Here is an 18,696-nt window from a genome sequence, read left to right as displayed (position 1 = left end):
GTGCCGCACGTTACTTCTCCTCCTCCGGCACGAGGATAAACAGGTCCTCGCCCGGCCGCTTCATCAGGTAGCGCTCCCGCGCAAATTTCTCCAGCAGCGCCGGGCTGCTCATCAGCTCGGCCCGGTCCTTCTTCACCACCTCAATGTTATCGAGGTAATACTGTTTTTCGGCCCGCAAATCCTGCCACTTCCGGTAGATGTCGAGCTGCTTGCCCAGGTCGTTGGCGTCAAACACCAGCATCCACACCAGAAACCCCACGCCGGTGAGGAAATAAAAGCTGCGGACGATGCGCAACAGCGGCGAAATGAAGGAGGGGATTTGCATAGGAACTGTCATGCTGAGGAACGAAGCATCCTCTCGTGCCAGACGGTTAACAAAAATAAGCAGCCGGCCGCCAGATTCCTGAGAATCCAGCTGCCGGCTGCTTATTAATCTTCAATCTGTCGCGCTCACGAAGCCCGCACCTGATAAGATGCTTCCTACGTCAGCATGACAGTTGCTACATTTTCTTCCCAGGGAAGTAACCGATTTCACCCAATTCCTCCTCAATGCGGAGCAGTTGGTTGTACTTCGCCATCCGGTCCGAGCGCGAGGCCGAGCCGGTCTTAATCTGGCCGGTATTCAAAGCCACGGCCAGGTCGGCAATGGTCGAATCCTCCGTTTCGCCCGAGCGGTGGCTCATCACCGACTTGTAGCCGTTGCGGCGGCCCAGGTTCACGGCGTCAATCGTCTCGGTCAGGGTACCGATTTGGTTGACCTTGATGAGGATGGCGTTGGCCACCTGCTCGTCGATGCCGCGCTGCAGGCGGCTCACGTTGGTTACGAACAAGTCGTCGCCCACCAGTTGGGTTTGCTTGCCCACGCGGTCGGTGAGGTTTTTCCAGCCGCTCCAGTCGTCCTCGTCCATGCCGTCTTCGAGGCTGATGATGGGGTATTTCTTCACCCAATCGGCCCAGTAATCCACCATCTGCGACGAAGTCAGCTTGTCGCCGGTGCTCTTCTTGAAGTGGTACACGCCGTCCTCGTAGAACTCCGACACGGCCGCGTCCATGGCAATGAACACGTCCTCGCCCGGGCGGTAGCCGGCCACCTCAATGGCCTGCAGCACAATCTTGATGGCGTCCTCGTTCGACTTGATGTTCGGCGCAAAGCCGCCCTCATCGCCCACGTTGGTGCTGAAACCCTGCTTCTTGAGCACGTTCTTCAGGTGGTGAAAAATCTCCGTGCCCCAGCGCAGCGCCTCCGAAAACGACGGCGCGCCGGTGGGCATAATCATGAACTCCTGGAAGTCGATGGAGTTGTCGGCGTGCGAGCCGCCGTTGAGGATGTTCATCATCGGCACCGGCAGCGTCGTGGCGCCCACCCCGCCCACGTAGCGGTAGAGGGGCATGCCGGCGTCCTGCGCGGCCGCACGGGCGGCGGCCAGGCTCACGCCCAGGATGGCGTTGGCGCCCAGGTTGGCCTTGTTGGGCGTGCCGTCCATTTCCAGCATGATTTTGTCGAGCAGCGCCTGCTCGTACACCGAGAAGCCCACCAGCTCTTCGGCAATCTTGTTGTTCACGTTGTCCACGGCCTTGAGCACGCCCTTGCCCATGTATTTCGACTTGTCGTCGTCGCGCAGCTCCACGGCTTCGTGCTTGCCGGTGCTGGCCCCGCTGGGCACGGCGGCGCGGCCGGTAGCGCCGCTGTCGGTGGTCACGTCCACTTCAATGGTCGGGTTGCCGCGCGAATCGAAAATCTGGCGGGCATGAATCTGCGAGATGATGCTCATAACTGAGAATGGTCTGTTGTGAGCCGCAAACTTACGCCCTACCCTACGGATTTGCTACATTAAATTGGCATGACCGGGCCTCAGCCGCCCTCCAGCCAGCGCCGGAATTCGGGCGTCTGGGCGGCGCTGGTGGTCAGCACTACGCCCGGCAAGTGGCGCAAGCTCACCGCCAGCCGGTTGTTGAAGTACGGCTCCATTCGCTCCACGAAGGCAATATTGACCAACTCCGAGCGGTTGAGCCGGCCGAAGCGGCGCGGGTCGAGCTGGCGCTCTACCTCGGCCAGAGTGCCCGGCAGCGGGTAGCGCGCGCCGGCCGCATCCACAGCGAATACCACGCCCTCGTCGGCCTGCACGTAGGCCACGTCGTCCACGGCCAGCAGGTACAGCGCGTTGCGCATCCGCACCGAAAACCGCTGTTTGTACACCGTCGATGCGGCCGGCAGCTGCAGGGCCTGACGCAGGTCGCGCAGCACCTCGGCGCTCAGCGTGGGAGCGGGCGCCGGGGTGGCAAAGCTGCTTTTCAGCAGCTGGTACTTGTCCAGCGCCGCCCGGAACTGTTCGTATTCGAACGGTTTCAGCAGGTAGGCAATTCCGTTGCCCTGAAACGCCGGCAGCAGAAACTGGTCGTAAGCGGTGGTGAAAATCACCGGGCACGTCACCCGAAACCGCTCATAAAGGGCAAACACGTTGCCGTCGAGCAATTCGATGTCGGAGAAAATGAGGTCGGGCATGGGCTGGGTTTGCAGCCAGGCCAGGGCTTTTTCGACGCTCCGCAGCACGGTGGGCATCGGCGTATCCAGCCCGGCCCGCGCCAGAAACTGCAGCAGCTGCCGGGCCGCCAGCGTTTCGTCTTCCAGAATCAGAATGTTCATGCCAAGGGGATATTTGCAGGCCGCCGTACGCTTATTGGGGCCACCAGCGGCACCTCCACCGCGAAGCTAGCGGCCGTATCGCGCACCACAATATCCTGCCGCAGCAGCAGCCGGTACCGCTCGCGCAGGTTGGCCAGCCCGGTGCCCAGCGAGTCCACGGCCGTGAGCTTGGGGCGGCGCGGGTGCTCCACGGTGAGCGTAGTCGGGCTGGCCCGCACGGTGATAAGCAAGGGCGCGTCGTCGTCGCCGGCGTTGTGTTTCACGGCATTTTCCACTAGCAGCTGCAGCGTGCCCGGCACCACCAGCAGCTGGCCTAGGTCAGCTGCCATCACTTCCTGCCGAAATTCATAGGCCGCGCCAAACCGCTGTTGCAACAGATACACGTAGCCGTCCAGAAACTGCAACTCCTCACTCAGCGGCACCCAGTCGTAGTCCTTGTAGCGGATGAGGAAGCGGTACAGCGCCGCCAGCCGGTTTACAAACTCGGTAGCACTGGCCGGGTCGTACTCCATCAGCCCACGCAGTACGTTGAGGTTGTTGAAGAGAAAATGCGGGTCGAGCTGGGCTTTCAGGCTGCGAAGCTCGTTTTCGGTCTGGGCTTGCCGCAGTCGTAGCACGTTTTTCTGCGAGTCGAAGTAGCGCTTGCCGGTCAGCAGCACGGCCAGCAGGCCGTAGCTTTTGGCGTGAGCCACCGCACCCAGCAACACCCGGCCCCAGTTTAGCGGTTGCGCCTTGTGCAGCAACTCGCCATAAATGCTCAGGTACAGCCAACCACTCAGCAGCACGAACACCGGCAGCAGCGCCAGCCCCAGCCACCAGCGCCGCCCCAGAAACTGCGGCAGCAGCCCGCCCACCAGCGCCGCCACCGTCAGCGTATCAAACGCCACCGTGACGGCCACCACGGGCAGCGTGCGCGTCCAGGGCCAGGCCGTATCGGAGCCGTACTGCACCAGCAGCACGGGCACCACCACCAGCCAGTAGGCCGCCACCAGCCACACATCTGAGCGCGTCGGCTGCCACTCCTGCCACCTTGATAAAGTATGTTTCACTGCTAAAGCTATTCGCCTCCTCACGGCCGCAAAGGCTGCACCGGGCCCGAGTCGCGCACCAGCACAAGGTACTGCACGTAATCCGTAGCCGGCAGCTCCGGCCGAAACTGCAACTGCTGCGCCACTGGCACGCCCGGCGCATACCGCACGCCAATGGACTGCTTGCCAGCCGCCGCGCCCAGCCGGAACAGCGTAGTGCTGCCTGCCGCCGTGCGCCGCTTCAGCTCGTCCATACCCGCCAGCACCACCAGCGGCCCGTCGTGGCTGAATTTGTCGGTCACAACGTAGTGTTTCCCCGGCGCCTGCCACGCCGCCGGCAGCGAGCTGTTCGGCATCAGCATCTGGCAGCCCGCAAACACGCACAGCACCGATACCACCTTGTCGTGCGCCGGCAACTTGCTCTGCCGCACCATCCCCGCAAACGACAGCGCCCCATTCTGCAGCGGACTCTGCAGCACATGCCACAAGCCCCACATGCCATACAGCTTTTTCCCCGCCAACTCGGGCGTGGCAATCAAATCCTGGTAATTGCTAAACAGCGTCTGCTCCCTTCCCTTCACGCCCCGCTGGGCCCAAGTGAGGTTGCGCAGCAGTAGCCGTAGGTCATCGTAGCGGCTGCCTAGCTTCTTGCGGTTGGTCATGGGCTGCTGCAACGTCAGCAGCGCCCGTTGCGCCACAGCTTCGGGGTCGCCCGTCTGTTGCCGCAGCAGCACAGCCACCGAGTCAAGTTGACTCCGCAGGTCACCGGTCAATTTCTGTCCTTGCATCAGCGCGTTCAGGTAATCAGCCGCCAGCGCCGCATCCTGTACCTCATCGATGCCGACGAAGCGCACCTGTCGCCGCTGCGGTAGCGTCAGATTCCAAGTCCGGATGCGCTGCAGCTTGGCCCGGTAGTCATTATTGGCCCATTGCGAGTTGGCCGCAATCCAGCTACGAAATACCAGGTCCAGCGTCTTTTCGTCGCCCGTACGCAGGTACTCGTTCAGGTAATACGCCTTAGCGCAGTCAATCTCGGCCATGTACGTCCGCACGCCCGCCCGCTCATTCAGGTGCCGAAGCAAGGCAAAATCGACATCCTGCGGTCGCTGCACGCCGTGCGCCTCCCCCAACAAAAACAGTTGGTTCTGATAAAACGAGTCTTCGAACGCCGGAAACGTCCCTTCCGCCGCCAGCGGCACCGCCGCCAGCGGTACTCCCCCGAAATCCGGGCCCGCAGTAGTTGAGCCAGCCGTTTGGGCGCTGCTTGCCCACGTGGTCATCAGTAAAGCCGCGCCAGCCACAGCCATGCGCAAAGTTGCCGTCATATTCATTGCTCAGAAGGGGTTTAGGTGATTGAGTACCCAAAGCACGCCTCCCCAACTACTCAACTCAATCCATCCCCAACGAACTCACCGAAACTTTCCTCGAACCGCGGGAAAAACTCAACGAACCACTCAGCACCAAAAAGAAAAAGGGGACGCACCATTTGGTGCGTCCCCCTTCAATTTTCGGTCGAAAAAGCTCTATGCTTGGTCTTCCTTGGCTTCTTCGCGGCTCTCGCCGTCTTTCACCGTTTCGGTAGCAGTATCTTCCGGAGCCGATACTTCCGTCGTAGCGGCGGGAGCAGCAGCCTCGCCAGTTACCTCGGTAGCCGAAGTAACAGCAGCGTCGCCGGTAGCTTTTTTGCCACCACGGCTGCGCGAGCGGCGGGTCGTGGTCGTCTTCTCAGCAGCAGCCGATTTAGCTTCCAGCAGCGTCTCGTTGAAGTCCACCAGTTCGATTACGCACATGTCGGCGTTATCGCCCAGACGGGTAGCGCTCAGCTTGATAATGCGGGTATAGCCACCAGGACGGTTAGCCACTTTCTCCGATACCGTGCCGAACAGCTCCTTCAGCGTCTCCTTGTTTTGCAGGGCGGCAAACACCATGCGGCGCGAGTGCGTCGTGTCGTCTTTCGACTTCGTCAGCAGCGGCTCTACGTACTTACGCAGTGCTTTAGCCTTGGCCACCGTGGTGGTCAGACGCTTGTGGAGGATAAGCGACGAAGCCATGTTCGACAGCATCGCGTGACGGTGGGCGGTGGTACGGCCCAGGTGGTTGATTTTTTTTCCGTGTCGCATCGGACAAAATGGTTAAAAACGTACGCTTGCGGGCAGCGACCACGGCGGGCCGAAGCCTCATTAGAACCGCTGCCCCGGGGGCGTACTGATGAAATAAAAAAAGTTTCTGGTTTCTGGTTGCTTGTTTCTGGTTCACTTTCGCAAACCAGAAACGAGCAATCAGAAACCAGAAACACTACTAATCTTCGTCGAGACGATATTTGCTCAAGTCCATGCCGAACTCCAGGCCGCGCTCCTCCACGAGGTTTTCCAGCTCGGTGAGGCTCTTCTTGCCGAAGTTGCGGAACTTCATCATGTCGGCGATTTCGAGCTGCACTAGCTCGCCCATCGTCTTGATGTCGGCGGCTTTGAGGCAGTTCTTGGCGCGCACGCTCAGTTCCATGTCGTCAAGCGGCGTTTTCAGCATCTTGCGCATCTGCATGGTTTCCTCGTCGATGGGCTCATCTTCCACCGTGCCACGCGGACCTTCGAGGGTCATCGTGTTGTCCGAGAACAGCACGAAGTGCTGAATGAGGATGTTGGCCGCGCCTTTCAGCGCGTCCTCCGGGTGAATCGAACCGTCGGTTTGAATCTCGATAACGAGCTTCTCGTAGTCGGTTTTCTGCTCCACGCGGGTGTTCTCGATGCTGTACTTCACGTTCTTAATAGGCGTGTAGATAGCGTCGATGGCAATCTGACCGAAAACCTGGTCAGCCGGCTTGTTTTCTTCGGCGGGCACGTAGCCACGGCCCCGGGCGATGGTCAGCTCAAACTCCAGCTCTTTGCTGGGGTCCAAGTGAGCAATCACGTGGTCCGGGTTCAACACCTGGAAGCCGCTGGCAAACTTGCTGATGTCGGCCCCGGTGAAGGTCTCCTGACCCTTCACGCGCACGGTGATTTTGTCAGCCAGAGCATCGCTGATTTTCTTGAACCGAACCATTTTCAGGTTCAGGATGATTTCGGACATGTCCTCAATCACGCCTTCAATGGTCGAGAACTCGTGCAGCACGCTGGGCGTACGTACCGAGGTAATCGCGAAACCCTCCAGCGACGACAGCAGGATGCGACGCAGCGCATTCCCGATGGTCACGCCGTAGCCCTTCTCGAGCGGCTTGAATTCAAACGTCCCGATGAAGTCGTCGGATTTCTCCATCACCACCTTCTCCGGCATCTGAAAAGCTAAGATTGACATATGTGGGGCGTTAAAAAAGTTGCGGCGCAAACTGTAGCTGGCGCCAATTGAATAAAAATCTGGGAATTACCGAAACGCAACAAGCGCAGGCTAAACCATGCGCTCTGCGTACGCACAATAACGGCCCGACCAAAGGCCGGGCCGCTACTGCTAGCGTTATTACTTCGAATACAGCTCGACAATGAGCTGCTCGGTGATTTTTTCGGGAATCAGGTCGCGGGCCGGGGCGTTGATAAACTTACCAGCCAGCTCCTTGCCATCCCACTCCAGCCACGAGAACTGGCGCGAGTTGCGAGCCGACAGCGAAGTCGTAATGGCCTCCAGCGACTTCGACTTCTCACGCACGGCCACGATATCGCCGGGACGCAGGTGGTACGAAGGGATGTTCACCACTTCGCCGTTCACCGTGATGTGCTTGTGACCCACCAGCTGACGGGCTGCGCGGCGCGTCGAGGCAATGCCCAGACGGTACACCGTGTTGTCCAGACGGGCTTCCAGCAGCGCGAGCAGGTTGTCGCCGGTGATGCCGGGGAGCACTGCTGCTTTGTGGAACAGGTTCTCGAATTGCTTTTCGAGCATCCCGTACATGTACTTCACTTTCTGCTTCTCCATGAGCTGCACAGCGTATTCCGACTGCTTCTTGCGGCGGCCGCGGCCGTGCTGGCCCGGAGGATAGTTCTTTTTGTTGAGCGCCTTGTCCGGGCCGAAAATCGGCTCGGCAAAGCGACGGGCAATCTTAGAGGTAGGGCCGGTATAACGTGCCATTGTATCTTAAAATCAGAAGTGGAAAATCAGACGCGACGACGCTTGGGGGGGCGGCAGCCGTTGTGCGGCAGCGGCGTTACGTCGCGGATGGTCGTCACCTCGATGCCCACGGTGCCCAGGGCGCGGATGGCCGACTCGCGGCCCGCTCCCGGGCCTTTCACGAATACTTCGGCTTTGCGCATGCCCAGGTCGTGAGCTACTTTGCCGCAGTCGCTCATCGCCATCTGTGCGGCGTAAGGCGTGTTTTTCTTCGAGCCACGGAAGCCCATTTTGCCGGCCGAAGCCCACGAAATAACTTGACCGTTGTTGTTGGTGATGGAGATGATGATGTTGTTGAACGAGGCGCGGATATGCACCTGACCAACCTGCTCCACCACGACAACGCGCTTCTTGGCTTTGTCTTTTCTTTTCTGTGCCATTTGGTTATCGCAAAAAATGCGGGAGGTGTTGGGATGAGTTTTGAATTATGAGTTATGAATTATGAGTTAAAAGTTGTCGTCGACTATGTCGTGACTATTAACTCATAATTCATAACTCAAAACTCATAATTCAACCCGATTCCCGGGTTAATTATTTGGTTGCCTTCTTCTTGCCGGCCACCGTTTTACGCTTGCCCTTGCGGGTGCGCGAGTTGTTCTTGGTGCGCTGACCACGAACCGGCAGGCCTTTGCGGTGACGCAGACCACGGTAGCAGCCGATGTCCATCAAACGCTTGATGTTCGTCGTTACTTCCGAGCGCAGCACGCCTTCGGTCTTGTGCTCGGCTGCAATGATGGCGCGGATGGCTCCCGACTCCTCGTCGGTCCAGTCCTTCACCTTCTTGTTCAGGTCGACACCGGCCTTAGTCAGAATTTTCTGGGAATTGCTCCGGCCGATGCCGAAGATGTAAGTCAGGGCGATTTCGCCGCGCTTGTTGTCCGGGATATCAACCCCTGCGATACGAGCCATTTTGTATGGTTATGTGTTTGCGGACAGAACCCCGGCAACTGCTTGGAAGGCGGGAAGCGGCCTTAACCGCTAACCCAGTACCCAAGGTTCCGGGATTCATGAATTTGGATTAGCCCTGACGCTGCTTGAAGCGGGGGTTCTTTTTGTTGATGACGTAGAGCTTGCCATTGCGGCGGATGATTTTGCAATCGACGCTACGCTTTTTCACCGAGGTTTTTACTTTCATGACCTGCGAAGGAAACGGGGTTATTTGTAACGGTATTTAATCCGCCCCTTCGACAAGTCGTAGGGCGACATTTCCAGCTTCACCTTGTCGCCGGGCAGGATTTTGATGTAGTGCATCCGCATCTTGCCCGAGATGTGGGCAATCAGTTGGTGACCATTTTCCAATTCCACGCGGAACATGGCATTGGAAAGGGCTTCCAGGATGGTTCCGTCCTGCTCAATCGAGGCTTGTTTGGCCATAAGGGCTACTGTAATGCTTGTTCTATGTACTCAAAAGACGTGAGAATCTCCGCCTTGTCTTTTCTAACAACAACCGTGTGCTCAAAGTGCGCCGAGGGCTTGCGGTCCTTGGTGCGGATGGTCCAGCCGTCCGCTTCCTGCACCACGTCCTTCTTGCCCAGGTTAATCATGGGTTCGATGGCCAGCACGATGCCCGTCTGCAACAACGGACCCGAACCCCGCTTGCCGTAATTCGGCACGTCAGGTTTCTCGTGCAGCTTGGCGCCCACGCCGTGCCCCACCAGCTCACGCACCACCCCGTAGCCCATCGGGGCCACATGGTTCTGGATGGCGTAGCTGATATCGCCCACGCGGTTGCCGCTCACGGCTTTTTCAATGCCTTTGTACAGCGATGCCTTGGTTTCCCGCAGCAAAGCCAGCACTTCCGGCGCCACTTCCCCGATTGGGTGAGTGTAAGCACTGTCCGCGTGGTATCCGTTCATGAATACCCCGCAGTCTACCGAGATGATGTCGCCGCTTTTCAGCGGCTTATCGGTAGCAAGTCCGTGAACGACGGCCTCGTTCACGCTTAAACACAAGCTGTAAGGAAAAGGAATTTTTCCGTAACCTTTGAAGGAAGGAATTCCCCCATTGTCGCGAATAAACTCTTCGGCACGCTGGTCCAGTTGTTTGGGGGTTACCCCTTCCTTGACCAGCTTTGCCACCTCACCGTGGGCTTTCGCCAACAGCTGCCCGCTAATGCGGATGAGGTCAATTTCTTCCTCGGTCTTGTATTGAATAACTCCGGTTGCCATCCTTGCTTTTGTTACGAAGCAAAGGCTGCCACATCCTGCGTCCGGCCGCGAAGCTTGCCCGATTTCATCATGCCGTCGTACTCCTGCATCAGCAGGTAGCTCTGCACCTGGTTTACCGTGTCGAGCACTACGCCCACCATGATGATGAGTGAAGTACCGCCATAGAAAGCCGAGAACGGACGCGTAACGCCGAGCAGCAGCGCGAGGGCCGGGAAGATGGCAATCAAAGCCAGCGCCACGGCACCCGGCAGGGTGATGCGGGTTAGGATTTCATCAATGAACTCCGCCGTATCCGCGCCTGGCTTCACGCCCGGCACGAAGCCGCCACTCCGCTTCAGGTCATCGGCAATCTGGTTGGGATTGACGCTGATGGCAGTGTAGAAGTAAGTGAAGACGATGATGAGCGTCGCAAACACGAGGTTATACTGCCACGAGGTGTAGTCCGAGAACTTCACGCCGATGTAGCTGGCCGCGTCGTTGTTGTTCTGCCATACCGAGGCCACGATGGCCGGTACGAACATCAGCGACTGCGCGAAGATGATGGGCATTACACCAGCGGCATTCACCTTGAGGGGAATGAACTGACGTTGCGCATCAAGCTGCGTGGTGCCACCTACCTGCTTAGCATACTGCACCGCGATGCGGCGAACCGCTTGCGTGAGCACGATTACGGCCATTACGACCAGGAACAGCACGACGAGTTCAAGCAGGAAAATCAGCGACTTGTTGACACCTTTCGCAGCAGCTTCGCCGATGATGGCACCGGGGAGGCGCGACACGATACCAATCATGATAATCATGGAGATACCGTTGCCGATGCCTTTGTCGGTGATTTTCTCCCCCAGCCACATGCAGAACAGCGTGCCGGCGGTGATGATAATCATCGTCGAAACCGTGAAGAAGGTACCGGGCGTGATGATGGCCTCGGCGTTAATCGTGGCAATGAAACCAACCGACTGCGCCAGTACGATGGGAATCGTGAGGATGCGAGTGTACTGGTTGATTTTCTTGCGGCCCGATTCGCCTTCCTTCTGCAGCTTCTGGAAATACGGCACGGCAATCGTGAGCAGCTGCAACACGATGCTGGCCGAGATGTACGGCATGATGCCCAGCGCGAAAATCGACGCGTGGCTGAACGCGCCGCCGAGCAGCGTGTCCAGGATACCGAAGAGCCCTTCCGCCCCGGTCTTGAGGCGAGTCGGGTCGACACCCGGCAGCACCACGTAGGAACCCAGGCGGTAGATAGCAATGAAGAATAGCGTATTGAGGATTCGCGTGCGCAAATCCTCAATCGCAAAAATGTTCTTTATCGAATTGATAAACTTATTCATTGCCGATAAATAGGCTAAATTACAGCGTTACCGCTTTGCCACCGGCTTTCTCGATGGCTTCGATAGCCGATTTCGAGAAGGCGTGAGCGTGAACCTCCACGGCCGTCGCGATTTCGCCACGGCCCAGAACTTTGATTTTGGCGTTTTTCGAGGCCAGACCAGCCGACACGAAGTAAGCGGCGTCGATGGTGCTGGTGCTGTTTTTCTCCAGCAGGCCGGCGATTACATCGAGGTTGATGCCTTTGTACTCCACGCGGTTCAGGCTCTTGAAGCCGAACTTGGGCACGCGGCGCTGCAGCGGCATCTGGCCACCTTCGAAGCCCGACTTGCGCTTGTAGCCCGAACGCGACTTGGCCCCTTTGTGACCACGGGTAGACGTGCCACCGCGGGTCGAGCCTTCACCACGGCCCAAACGCTTCACGTTTTTGGTCGCGCCTTCGGCGGGTTTGAGATTGCTAAGATTCAACATAACAGGAAAAGCTTACAGTTCGGTTACTTCCACCAGGTGCTGCACGCTTTTCACCATGCCCAGAATGGCATCGTTGGAGGTGTGCTGCGAGGTGCTGTTGATTTTGTTCAGGCCGAGGGCCTTCACGGTGCGCTTCTGCCGCTCGGGGCGGTCAATCACGCTACGCACGAGCTTTACTTGAATTTGTGCCATTGTCGATTAACCGTTAAAAACGCGGGAAAGAGAAATGCCACGGGCCTGGGCGATTTGCAGCGGGTCGCGCATCTTGGCCAGGGCGGCGAAGGTAGCCTTCACCACGTTGTGGGGGTTCGACGAGCCTTTCGACTTCGCCAGCACGTCCTTGATGCCAGCCGACTCGAACACGGCGCGCATGGCACCGCCGGCGATTACGCCCGTACCAGCGGCAGCGGGCTGCACCAGCACGAAACCACCGCCGTAGCGGCCTTCCATGAGGTGGGGCACGGTGTGCTTGTACATCGGTACTTTCACCACGTTCTTCTTGGCGTCGTCAATGCCTTTGGCAATGGCGTCGGTTACTTCGTTGGCTTTGCCGAGGCCGTAGCCTACGTTGCCTTTGCCGTCGCCCACTACCACGATGGCAGAGAAGCTGAAGCGGCGACCACCTTTCACCACCTTCGCTACGCGGTTGATGGCTACTACTTTTTCTTTGAACTCGGAATCAGCGCCCATGCGGGAGTTGTCCTTATTCCGGTCACGGTCGTTGCTGCGCTGACGGTCTCCGCCAGGACGATTATTGTCGCGTTCTTGCGCCATGATAGTTTAAAAATTGAGGCCGCCTTCGCGGGCTCCTTCTGCCAATGATTTTACGCGGCCGTGGTAGAGGTAACCGGAACGGTCGAACACTACTTTGGTGATGCCCTTTTCCTGGGCGACGGCGGCAATCTGCCGGCCAACGGCGGCGGCCAGAGCCACGCCGTTACCACCTTCGGCGGTTACTTTTTTCGAGGAAGCGGCAGCCAGGGTGCGGCCCGCCGTGTCGTCGATAATCTGGGCATAGATGCCCGTGTTGCTCCGGAACACCGACAGGCGCGGGCGCTCGGCCGTACCGGACACCTTCGTGCGGATGATGCGCTGAATGCGCTTCCGGCGAGTTGCTTTATCAAAAGCCATGATACGAACTTATTTGGAGGCCGTTTTACCGGCTTTGCGACGAACAATCTCGCCCACGAAGCGCACGCCTTTGCCTTTGTAGGGCTCAACTTTACGCAGCGAACGAATTTTAGCGGCCACCTGGCCCAGCAACTGATTGTCGATGCTGTTGAGCGTCACAATCGGGTTTTTACCTTTCTCGGTAACGGCCGTGGCAGTTACTTCCTTGGGCAGGGCGATGAACACATTGTGCGAGTAGCCGAGGGCCAGCTCCAGCGTGGTGCCTACCAGCGAGGCCTTGTAGCCTACGCCTACGAGTTCCAGCTTCTTCTCGAAGCCGTTGCTCACGCCTTCCACCATGTTATTAATGAGCGAGCGATAGAGGCCGTGCATGGCCTTGTGGCGCTTCTGCTCGGTGGGGCGGGTGACGGTGAGGGTACCGTCTTCGATAGCAACGGCGATGTCGCGGTCTACTTGCGTAGTGAGCGAGCCTTTGGGGCCTTTCACCGTCACCGCGTTGTCTTTGTCGACCGAGATGGCGACCCCGGCGGGGACGGCAATCGGCAGTTTGCCAATACGTGACATAGTTTAGATAGCTAAGCGGTTCGAGGTTGGATTAGTACACGTAGCACAGCACCTCGCCGCCCACGTTCTCGTTTTTGGCTTCTTTCTCCGTCATTACCCCTTTCGAGGTCGAGAGGATGGCGATGCCCAGGCCGCTGAGGACGCGCGGCAGGTTGTCGGCCGCCACGTACTGACGCAGGCCGGGGGTCGACACGCGCTTCAGGTTGGTGATAGCCGGAGCCTTCGTGGTCGGGTTGTACTTGAGGGCGATTTTAATCGTGCCCTGCACCGAGCCGTCATCAAAACGGTACGATTGGATGTAGCCTTTGTGGTACAACACTTTCGTGATTTCCTTTTTGATGTTGCTGGCCGGGATTTCTACTACCCGGTGGTTCGCCTTGATGGCGTTGCGCACCCGGGTGAGGTAGTCGGCAATTGGGTCAGTATTCATTGAGAATAAAAAACGTCCGGTTTTTTCGGAGCGCAAAGATAAGAAAATTTCGCCCGGCTGCCAACGGCGCCTAACGAAATTTCGGTTAAGACTACTTGGCTTGCCCGGCGACGGTGCAGCCAATGGTTTCTTTCGGCAACCTGCCAAATGAGGTGGGGCGTCCCCCAAAGAGTATTTCGGGCTGCAAAGGTAGCTAACAAAGCGGCACTTATGCAAGCGGGTAGCAAAAGTTTTCAATCACTCATTTCCCACCAGCCTCCAAAAACCAGCCATGCTAGAATAGACAAGGTCCATAATGACCACAATAATCCGACTAACACAATCGGCCGCTTTTGTATAACCGATAACAACGCTGCACTTAAATAACCTATCAAAGGCAGCAACGACACTTGAGATACACCTGAGTATATTAACAGCAGCATTCCAGCAATTGATGGGTAACTTCGGCTCATCACGATGCGGTGCCCATCCGCAACGTCCCACTCTGTTACTGGCGGGATAACCAACCTCGCCAAGCTCACGACAACCATTGCTAGCAGCATTCCCAAAATCAGCACCCGCGTATTCCGCTCCAGTTGTAGTTGTTCGGCCATAAAACAAAAATAGGCGCCCCCACCAAAATGGAAGCACCTATTTCAATTTGAGGGCAAAAAGCCTGACTGGATTACCAGCTTGACTTCGTTACGCCAGGAATTTTCCCGGCCAGTGCCATTTCGCGGAAACGCACGCGGCTGATGCCAAACTTGCGCATGTAGCCGCGGGGGCGGCCGTCAATCATGTCGCGGTTGTGCAGGCGCACGGGCGAAGCGTTTTTGGGCAGTTTGTCGAGACCTTCGTAGTCGCCGGCAGCTTTCAGCGCCTTGCGCTTCTCAGCGTAGCGGGCCACGGTGGCAATGCGCTTGCGCTCCCGTGCTTTGATGGATTCTTTAGCCATGAGTTCGGGGAATTAAGCGTCTTTTTTAGCGTTAGCGAACGGCATCCCGAAAGCTTTGAGCAGCTCGTAGCTCTGCTCGTCGTTTTCGGCGGTGGTCACGAAGGTAATATCCATGCCCGAGATGCCCTTGATTTTGTCAATCGAGATTTCGGGGAAGATGATTTGCTCCTTCACGCCCAGCGTGTAGTTGCCGCGGCCGTCGAAGCCTTTGTCGTTGATGCCTTTGAAGTCACGTACGCGGGGCAGGGCCACCGTCAGCAGGCGGTCCATGAACTCGTACATGCGCTCGCCGCGCAGGGTCACCTTCGCGCCGATGGGCATGCCTTCACGGAGCTTGAAGTTCGACACCGAACGCTTGGCGATGGTGGCGATGGCTTTCTGGCCGGTGATAACCGTCAGCTCTTCCACGCCATTGTCCACCAACTTCTTATCGGCAACGGCCGCGCCAATGCCGCGGTTGATGCAGATTTTGGTGATGCGCGGTACCTGCATGATGCTCTTGAACTGGAATTTCTCCTGGAGCGCCGGTACTACGTCTTTCTGATAAATATCTTTGAGTCGTGCCATGATGCAAGGGGCTGCTTAAGCCGTTTTGGGGTCAATAGCCTTCACATTGCTCACGTGCATGGGGGCTTCCATCTTCGTGATGCCGCCCTGGGGCGACTTGGCGCTCGGCTTGTTGTGCTTAGTCACCAGGTTCAGGCCTTCCACAATCACGCGCTGCGTGGTGCGGTTTACCGACTTGATGACGCCGGTTTTGCCTTTCTCGTCGCCGGCAATCACTTTAACGGTGTCGCCCGACTTGACGTGGAGTTTCGCGGGTTCTGCTTTCTTGATAGCCATAACTTAGAGAACTTCAGGGGCCAGCGATACGATTTTCATGAACTGACGCTCACGCAGCTCGCGGGCCACCGGCCCGAAGATGCGCGTACCGCGCGGCTCGTCGTTGTTGTTGAGCAACACGGCAGCGTTGTCGTCGAAGCGGATGTACGAGCCGTCTTTGCGGCGTACTTCCTTCTTCACGCGCACCACTACGGCTTTGCTCACGGTGCCTTTCTTGGCGTTGCCGGAAGGGATGGCCGACTTAATGGCTACCACAATCTTATCGCCAACGCTGGCGTATTTTTTGCCCGTGCCACCCAGTACGCGGATGCAGAGGACTTCCTTGGCGCCGCTGTTGTCGGCCACCGTCAGGCGGGATTCTTGCTGTATCATCGGTTGGGATTATTTAGCGCGTTCAACAATTTCTACCAGGCGCCACCGCTTGGTTTTGCTCAGCGGACGGGTGCTCATGATGCGCACCGTGTCGCCTTCGCCGCACTCGTTTTTCTCGTCGTGGGCGTGGAATTTCGTGGTTTTGGTCACGAACTTGCCGTAGATGGGGTGCTTTTGTTTTTGCACCACAGCCACGGTGATGGACTTGTCCATCTTGCTGCTGGTCACCGTACCGGTGATTTCCTTGCGCAGGTTGCGCGCGGCTTCAGTAGCAGCTTGGTCTTGGGTTGTTACGTCGGTTGCCATCGGTTATTGAGCGGATTTAGTGGCCTGCTCGTTTTTCCGGCGGCTCTCCTCGGTGAGGAGACGAGCGACGTTTTTGCGGCTAGCCTTCAAACGGCCGGGGTTTTCGAGCGGCGAAATCGCATGAGCGAAACGCAGCTGCTGGCCCTGGGCCTTCTCGGTTTTGATTTGCTCCTTCAGCGCTTCCGCAGAAAGGCCTTTGAGGTCGGTCTTGTTTTTCATGGTCGGCTTCAAAGAAAATTAAGCGGCGGCTTCTACGTAGTCGCGGCGCACCACGAAGGTCGTGCGCACTGGGAGTTTCTGGGCAGCCAAACGGAGCGACTCCTTGGCTACTTCCAGCGAAACGCCGTCCGACTCGAACATAATCATGCCGGGTTTCACGCAGGCTACCCAATACTCGGGTGAGCCTTTGCCTTTACCCATCCGCACCTCAGCGGGCTTCTTGGTAATCGGCTTGTCGGGGAAAATGCGAATCCATACTTGCCCTTCGCGTTTCATGGCGCGGGTCATGGCAATACGGGCAGCCTCAATCTGGCGCGCCGTAATCCACGAAGTCTCCAGCGACTTGATGGCGAACGAACCGAAGTCTATGGAGCTGCCGCGGTAGGCCAGGCCTGTTACGCGACCCTTTTGCATCTTGCGATACTTGGTCCTTTTCGGTTGTAACATTTTAAAAAGAGTTGTTGAAAGTTGTTGGGATGTAGAGACGCAATATTTTGCGTCTCCGGTTCCGCGCCATCAGGCTAAAGCGGAAAAAATCGTTCTAGCGTAGAGACGCAAAATATTGCGTCTCTACACCGAACAATCAATTTAGACTAGCGACGCGGGCCACGGCCGGCACCACCACCTTGGGCGGGACCGTTGCGACGCGGGCCGTTGTCGCCACCACCGCCGGCGTTGCCGCCACGGTCGTTACCACCACGACCACCGTCACGACGCGGGCCACGGTCACCGTCACGACGCTCGCCACGAGGGCCACGGTCGTCACGACGTCCGCCGGCATCGCCACCGGGGTTGGTCTGCTGCTGGTTCGGCGAGAGGTCGGGCTTGCCGAACACTTCACCGCGCATCACCCACACCTTGATGCCGATTTTGCCATACACGGTCTGAGCTTCCGACAGTGCGTAGTCGATGTCAGCACGCAGGGTGTGCAGCGGCGTGCGACCCTCTTTGTACTGCTCCGAGCGGGCGATTTCAGCACCACCCAGACGACCACCGCACTGAATTTTGATGCCCTCGGCACCAACCCGCATAGCGGCTTGGATGGACATCTTCATGGCGCGACGGAACGAGATACGAGCGGCCAATTGCTGGGCAATGCTCTCCCCTACCAGTTTCGCGTCCAGCTCAGGACGTTTGATTTCGAAGATGTTGATTTGAACGTCTTTGCCGGTGATTTGCTTCAGCTCGTCCTTAATCTTGTCAACTTCCTGGCCGCCTTTGCCGATTACCACACCCGGACGAGCCGTGTTGATGGTAATGGTAATCCGTTTCAGGGTGCGCTCAATCACAATGCGGCTGATGCCACCTTTCTGAATGCGGGCGTTGATGTATTTGCGGATTTTTTCGTCCTCCACCAGTTTGTCGGCAAAGTCCTTGCCGCCGTACCAGTTAGAGTCCCAGCCTTTGATAACCCCCAAGCGGAAGCCAACTGGATTTACTTTCTGTCCCATATTAGATTAGGATTTGGCGTCGGCCGTGTTTTCGGTGGAAACGGTTTTGGCAGCTTGAGCGCGGGCAGCTTTGCTACCAGCTTTCTCCACCTTCGTGTCGATTTTCAGCGTCACGTGGTTGCTGCGCTTGCGGATGCGGTGGCCACGGCCCTGGGGGGCGGGGCGCAGACGCTTCAGCTGACGGCCTTCATCCACGAAGATTTCGCTGATGTAGAGGTTGGCGTCCTCAATGCGGTCGTCTTCGTTGTGCTGCTGCCAGTTGGCCAGGGCCGAGAGGAGCAGTTTCTCAATTTTCTCGGCGCCGATGTTGGCTTCGAAGCGCAACAGGCCGAGGGCCTGGGTCACTTTCTTGCCGCGCACGAGGTCGGCCACCAAGCGCATCTTGCGCGGCGAGGTGGGCACATTGCGGAGTTTAGCTACTGCTTCCATCTTAGCGCTTGCCTTTGTCTTTTTTGGCTACGTGACCGCGGAAGTTGCGCGTCGGGGCGAATTCGCCCAGCTTGTGCCCTACCATGTTCTCGGTCACATACACCGGGATGAACTTATTGCCGTTGTGCACGGCGAACGTGTGGCCAACGAAATCCGGGGAAATCATCGAGCGGCGCGACCAGGTCTTCACCACCGATTTCTTGCCAGCGGTTTCCAGGGCCGTAACTTTTTTCTCGAGCCGGAAGTCGATGTACGGCCCTTTTTTGAGTGAACGTGCCATCG

Annotated in this window: 30 protein-coding genes and 1 pseudogene; all 31 read right to left on the bottom strand. The window is 57.9% G+C overall.

All coding sequences use genetic code 11. The features are described from left to right. Positions 1-10: 10 nt before the first annotated feature. Complete coding sequence (locus Q5H93_RS11650; protein ID WP_305006699.1) at positions 11-325, bottom strand: FtsB family cell division protein; 315 nt, start codon at positions 323-325, stop codon at positions 11-13. A gap of 175 nt (positions 326-500) precedes the next feature. After that, positions 501-1,772, bottom strand: coding sequence for a phosphopyruvate hydratase (gene eno, locus Q5H93_RS11645; RefSeq protein ID WP_305006698.1), 1,272 nt, complete (start codon positions 1,770-1,772; stop codon positions 501-503). An 80-nt stretch (positions 1,773-1,852) separates the two neighbouring features. Beyond that, entirely contained in the window at positions 1,853-2,644 is a 792-nt protein-coding gene (locus tag Q5H93_RS11640) for a LytR/AlgR family response regulator transcription factor (RefSeq protein ID WP_305006697.1), read from the bottom strand. Next, a complete protein-coding gene (locus Q5H93_RS11635; protein WP_305006696.1) occupies positions 2,641-3,693 on the bottom strand; it encodes a sensor histidine kinase in 1,053 nt (350 codons plus the stop codon). Before Q5H93_RS11635 ends, Q5H93_RS11640 begins: the two co-directional genes overlap by 4 nt. A 20-nt stretch (positions 3,694-3,713) precedes the next feature. Further along, the gene (locus tag Q5H93_RS11630; protein ID WP_305006695.1) at positions 3,714-4,952 is read right to left on the bottom strand and encodes an erythromycin esterase family protein; all 1,239 of its coding nucleotides are present in this window, start codon (positions 4,950-4,952) and stop codon (positions 3,714-3,716) included. Between the two features lie 243 nt (positions 4,953-5,195). Continuing rightward, positions 5,196-5,792 (bottom strand): 50S ribosomal protein L17, encoded by a 597-nt coding sequence (gene rplQ, locus Q5H93_RS11625; RefSeq protein ID WP_305006694.1) that lies wholly within the window; start codon positions 5,790-5,792, stop codon positions 5,196-5,198. Between the two features lie 178 nt (positions 5,793-5,970). Further along, positions 5,971-6,963 (bottom strand): DNA-directed RNA polymerase subunit alpha, encoded by a 993-nt coding sequence (locus tag Q5H93_RS11620; RefSeq protein ID WP_305006693.1) that lies wholly within the window; start codon positions 6,961-6,963, stop codon positions 5,971-5,973. Positions 6,964-7,122: 159 nt separating this feature from the next. Further along, the gene (gene rpsD / locus Q5H93_RS11615; RefSeq protein ID WP_305006692.1) at positions 7,123-7,728 is read right to left on the bottom strand and encodes a 30S ribosomal protein S4; all 606 of its coding nucleotides are present in this window, start codon (positions 7,726-7,728) and stop codon (positions 7,123-7,125) included. Positions 7,729-7,754: 26 nt separating this feature from the next. Continuing rightward, positions 7,755-8,147 carry a 30S ribosomal protein S11 gene (gene rpsK, locus Q5H93_RS11610; protein ID WP_305006691.1) on the bottom strand — a complete coding sequence of 131 codons (393 nt, stop codon included), beginning with the start codon at positions 8,145-8,147 and terminating at the stop codon, positions 7,755-7,757. A gap of 151 nt (positions 8,148-8,298) precedes the next feature. After that, positions 8,299-8,676: a 30S ribosomal protein S13 gene (gene rpsM, locus Q5H93_RS11605; RefSeq protein WP_305006690.1), complete on the bottom strand. Its 378-nt coding sequence runs from the start codon at positions 8,674-8,676 to the stop codon at positions 8,299-8,301. Between the two features lie 109 nt (positions 8,677-8,785). Next, positions 8,786-8,902: a 50S ribosomal protein L36 gene (gene rpmJ / locus Q5H93_RS11600; RefSeq protein ID WP_068340511.1), complete on the bottom strand. Its 117-nt coding sequence runs from the start codon at positions 8,900-8,902 to the stop codon at positions 8,786-8,788. 20 nt (positions 8,903-8,922) lie between these two features. Then, positions 8,923-9,141: a translation initiation factor IF-1 gene (gene infA, locus Q5H93_RS11595; RefSeq protein ID WP_035567874.1), complete on the bottom strand. Its 219-nt coding sequence runs from the start codon at positions 9,139-9,141 to the stop codon at positions 8,923-8,925. A 5-nt stretch (positions 9,142-9,146) separates the two neighbouring features. Continuing rightward, on the bottom strand, positions 9,147-9,935 hold the full coding sequence (gene map, locus Q5H93_RS11590) for a type I methionyl aminopeptidase (RefSeq protein ID WP_305006688.1): 789 nt from the start codon (positions 9,933-9,935) through the stop codon (positions 9,147-9,149). Between the two features lie 11 nt (positions 9,936-9,946). Beyond that, positions 9,947-11,266, bottom strand: coding sequence for a preprotein translocase subunit SecY (gene secY, locus Q5H93_RS11585; RefSeq protein ID WP_305006687.1), 1,320 nt, complete (start codon positions 11,264-11,266; stop codon positions 9,947-9,949). Positions 11,267-11,285: 19 nt separating this feature from the next. Then, a complete protein-coding gene (gene rplO, locus Q5H93_RS11580; protein ID WP_305006928.1) occupies positions 11,286-11,732 on the bottom strand; it encodes a 50S ribosomal protein L15 in 447 nt (148 codons plus the stop codon). Positions 11,733-11,747: 15 nt separating this feature from the next. Further along, positions 11,748-11,927: a 50S ribosomal protein L30 gene (gene rpmD / locus Q5H93_RS11575; RefSeq protein WP_305006686.1), complete on the bottom strand. Its 180-nt coding sequence runs from the start codon at positions 11,925-11,927 to the stop codon at positions 11,748-11,750. A gap of 6 nt (positions 11,928-11,933) precedes the next feature. After that, positions 11,934-12,425 (bottom strand): 30S ribosomal protein S5, encoded by a 492-nt coding sequence (rpsE, locus tag Q5H93_RS11570; protein WP_305006927.1) that lies wholly within the window; start codon positions 12,423-12,425, stop codon positions 11,934-11,936. A gap of 90 nt (positions 12,426-12,515) precedes the next feature. Continuing rightward, the gene (gene rplR, locus Q5H93_RS11565; protein WP_305006685.1) at positions 12,516-12,866 is read right to left on the bottom strand and encodes a 50S ribosomal protein L18; all 351 of its coding nucleotides are present in this window, start codon (positions 12,864-12,866) and stop codon (positions 12,516-12,518) included. A gap of 9 nt (positions 12,867-12,875) precedes the next feature. Next, complete coding sequence (gene rplF / locus Q5H93_RS11560; protein WP_305006684.1) at positions 12,876-13,430, bottom strand: 50S ribosomal protein L6; 555 nt, start codon at positions 13,428-13,430, stop codon at positions 12,876-12,878. Between the two features lie 31 nt (positions 13,431-13,461). Next, positions 13,462-13,860: a 30S ribosomal protein S8 gene (gene rpsH / locus Q5H93_RS11555; RefSeq protein ID WP_305006683.1), complete on the bottom strand. Its 399-nt coding sequence runs from the start codon at positions 13,858-13,860 to the stop codon at positions 13,462-13,464. Between the two features lie 233 nt (positions 13,861-14,093). Continuing rightward, positions 14,094-14,453 (bottom strand): hypothetical protein, encoded by a 360-nt coding sequence (locus Q5H93_RS11550; RefSeq protein WP_305006682.1) that lies wholly within the window; start codon positions 14,451-14,453, stop codon positions 14,094-14,096. 71 nt (positions 14,454-14,524) lie between these two features. Beyond that, positions 14,525-14,794 carry a 30S ribosomal protein S14 gene (rpsN, locus tag Q5H93_RS11545; protein WP_035567891.1) on the bottom strand — a complete coding sequence of 90 codons (270 nt, stop codon included), beginning with the start codon at positions 14,792-14,794 and terminating at the stop codon, positions 14,525-14,527. A 12-nt stretch (positions 14,795-14,806) separates the two neighbouring features. After that, the gene (gene rplE / locus Q5H93_RS11540) at positions 14,807-15,361 is read right to left on the bottom strand and encodes a 50S ribosomal protein L5 (protein ID WP_305006681.1); all 555 of its coding nucleotides are present in this window, start codon (positions 15,359-15,361) and stop codon (positions 14,807-14,809) included. A gap of 21 nt (positions 15,362-15,382) precedes the next feature. Then, positions 15,383-15,637 (bottom strand): annotated as a pseudogene (gene rplX / locus Q5H93_RS11535) (50S ribosomal protein L24); the annotation flags it as partial. A 3-nt stretch (positions 15,638-15,640) separates the two neighbouring features. Then, positions 15,641-16,009, bottom strand: a complete 369-nt coding sequence (gene rplN / locus Q5H93_RS11530; protein ID WP_035567895.1) for a 50S ribosomal protein L14 — start codon at positions 16,007-16,009, stop codon at positions 15,641-15,643. Positions 16,010-16,018: 9 nt separating this feature from the next. Next, positions 16,019-16,315 (bottom strand): 30S ribosomal protein S17, encoded by a 297-nt coding sequence (gene rpsQ, locus Q5H93_RS11525; RefSeq protein ID WP_305006679.1) that lies wholly within the window; start codon positions 16,313-16,315, stop codon positions 16,019-16,021. Between the two features lie 3 nt (positions 16,316-16,318). Next, complete coding sequence (gene rpmC, locus Q5H93_RS11520; protein ID WP_305006678.1) at positions 16,319-16,534, bottom strand: 50S ribosomal protein L29; 216 nt, start codon at positions 16,532-16,534, stop codon at positions 16,319-16,321. Positions 16,535-16,552: 18 nt separating this feature from the next. Next, entirely contained in the window at positions 16,553-16,981 is a 429-nt protein-coding gene (rplP, locus tag Q5H93_RS11515; protein WP_305006677.1) for a 50S ribosomal protein L16, read from the bottom strand. A 146-nt stretch (positions 16,982-17,127) separates the two neighbouring features. Beyond that, on the bottom strand, positions 17,128-17,985 hold the full coding sequence (gene rpsC, locus Q5H93_RS11510) for a 30S ribosomal protein S3 (RefSeq protein WP_305006676.1): 858 nt from the start codon (positions 17,983-17,985) through the stop codon (positions 17,128-17,130). A gap of 6 nt (positions 17,986-17,991) precedes the next feature. Further along, positions 17,992-18,414, bottom strand: coding sequence for a 50S ribosomal protein L22 (rplV, locus tag Q5H93_RS11505; protein WP_305006675.1), 423 nt, complete (start codon positions 18,412-18,414; stop codon positions 17,992-17,994). Position 18,415: 1 nt separating this feature from the next. Next, the gene (rpsS, locus tag Q5H93_RS11500; protein ID WP_068191730.1) at positions 18,416-18,694 is read right to left on the bottom strand and encodes a 30S ribosomal protein S19; all 279 of its coding nucleotides are present in this window, start codon (positions 18,692-18,694) and stop codon (positions 18,416-18,418) included. Positions 18,695-18,696 lie beyond the last annotated feature (2 nt).

The sequence above is a fragment of the Hymenobacter aranciens genome, from assembly GCF_030580865.1.
Lineage (GTDB): Bacteria > Bacteroidota > Bacteroidia > Cytophagales > Hymenobacteraceae > Hymenobacter > Hymenobacter aranciens.
Note: the sequence above shows the minus strand (reverse complement) of the source record. Positions and strands in the feature narration are given on the sequence as shown.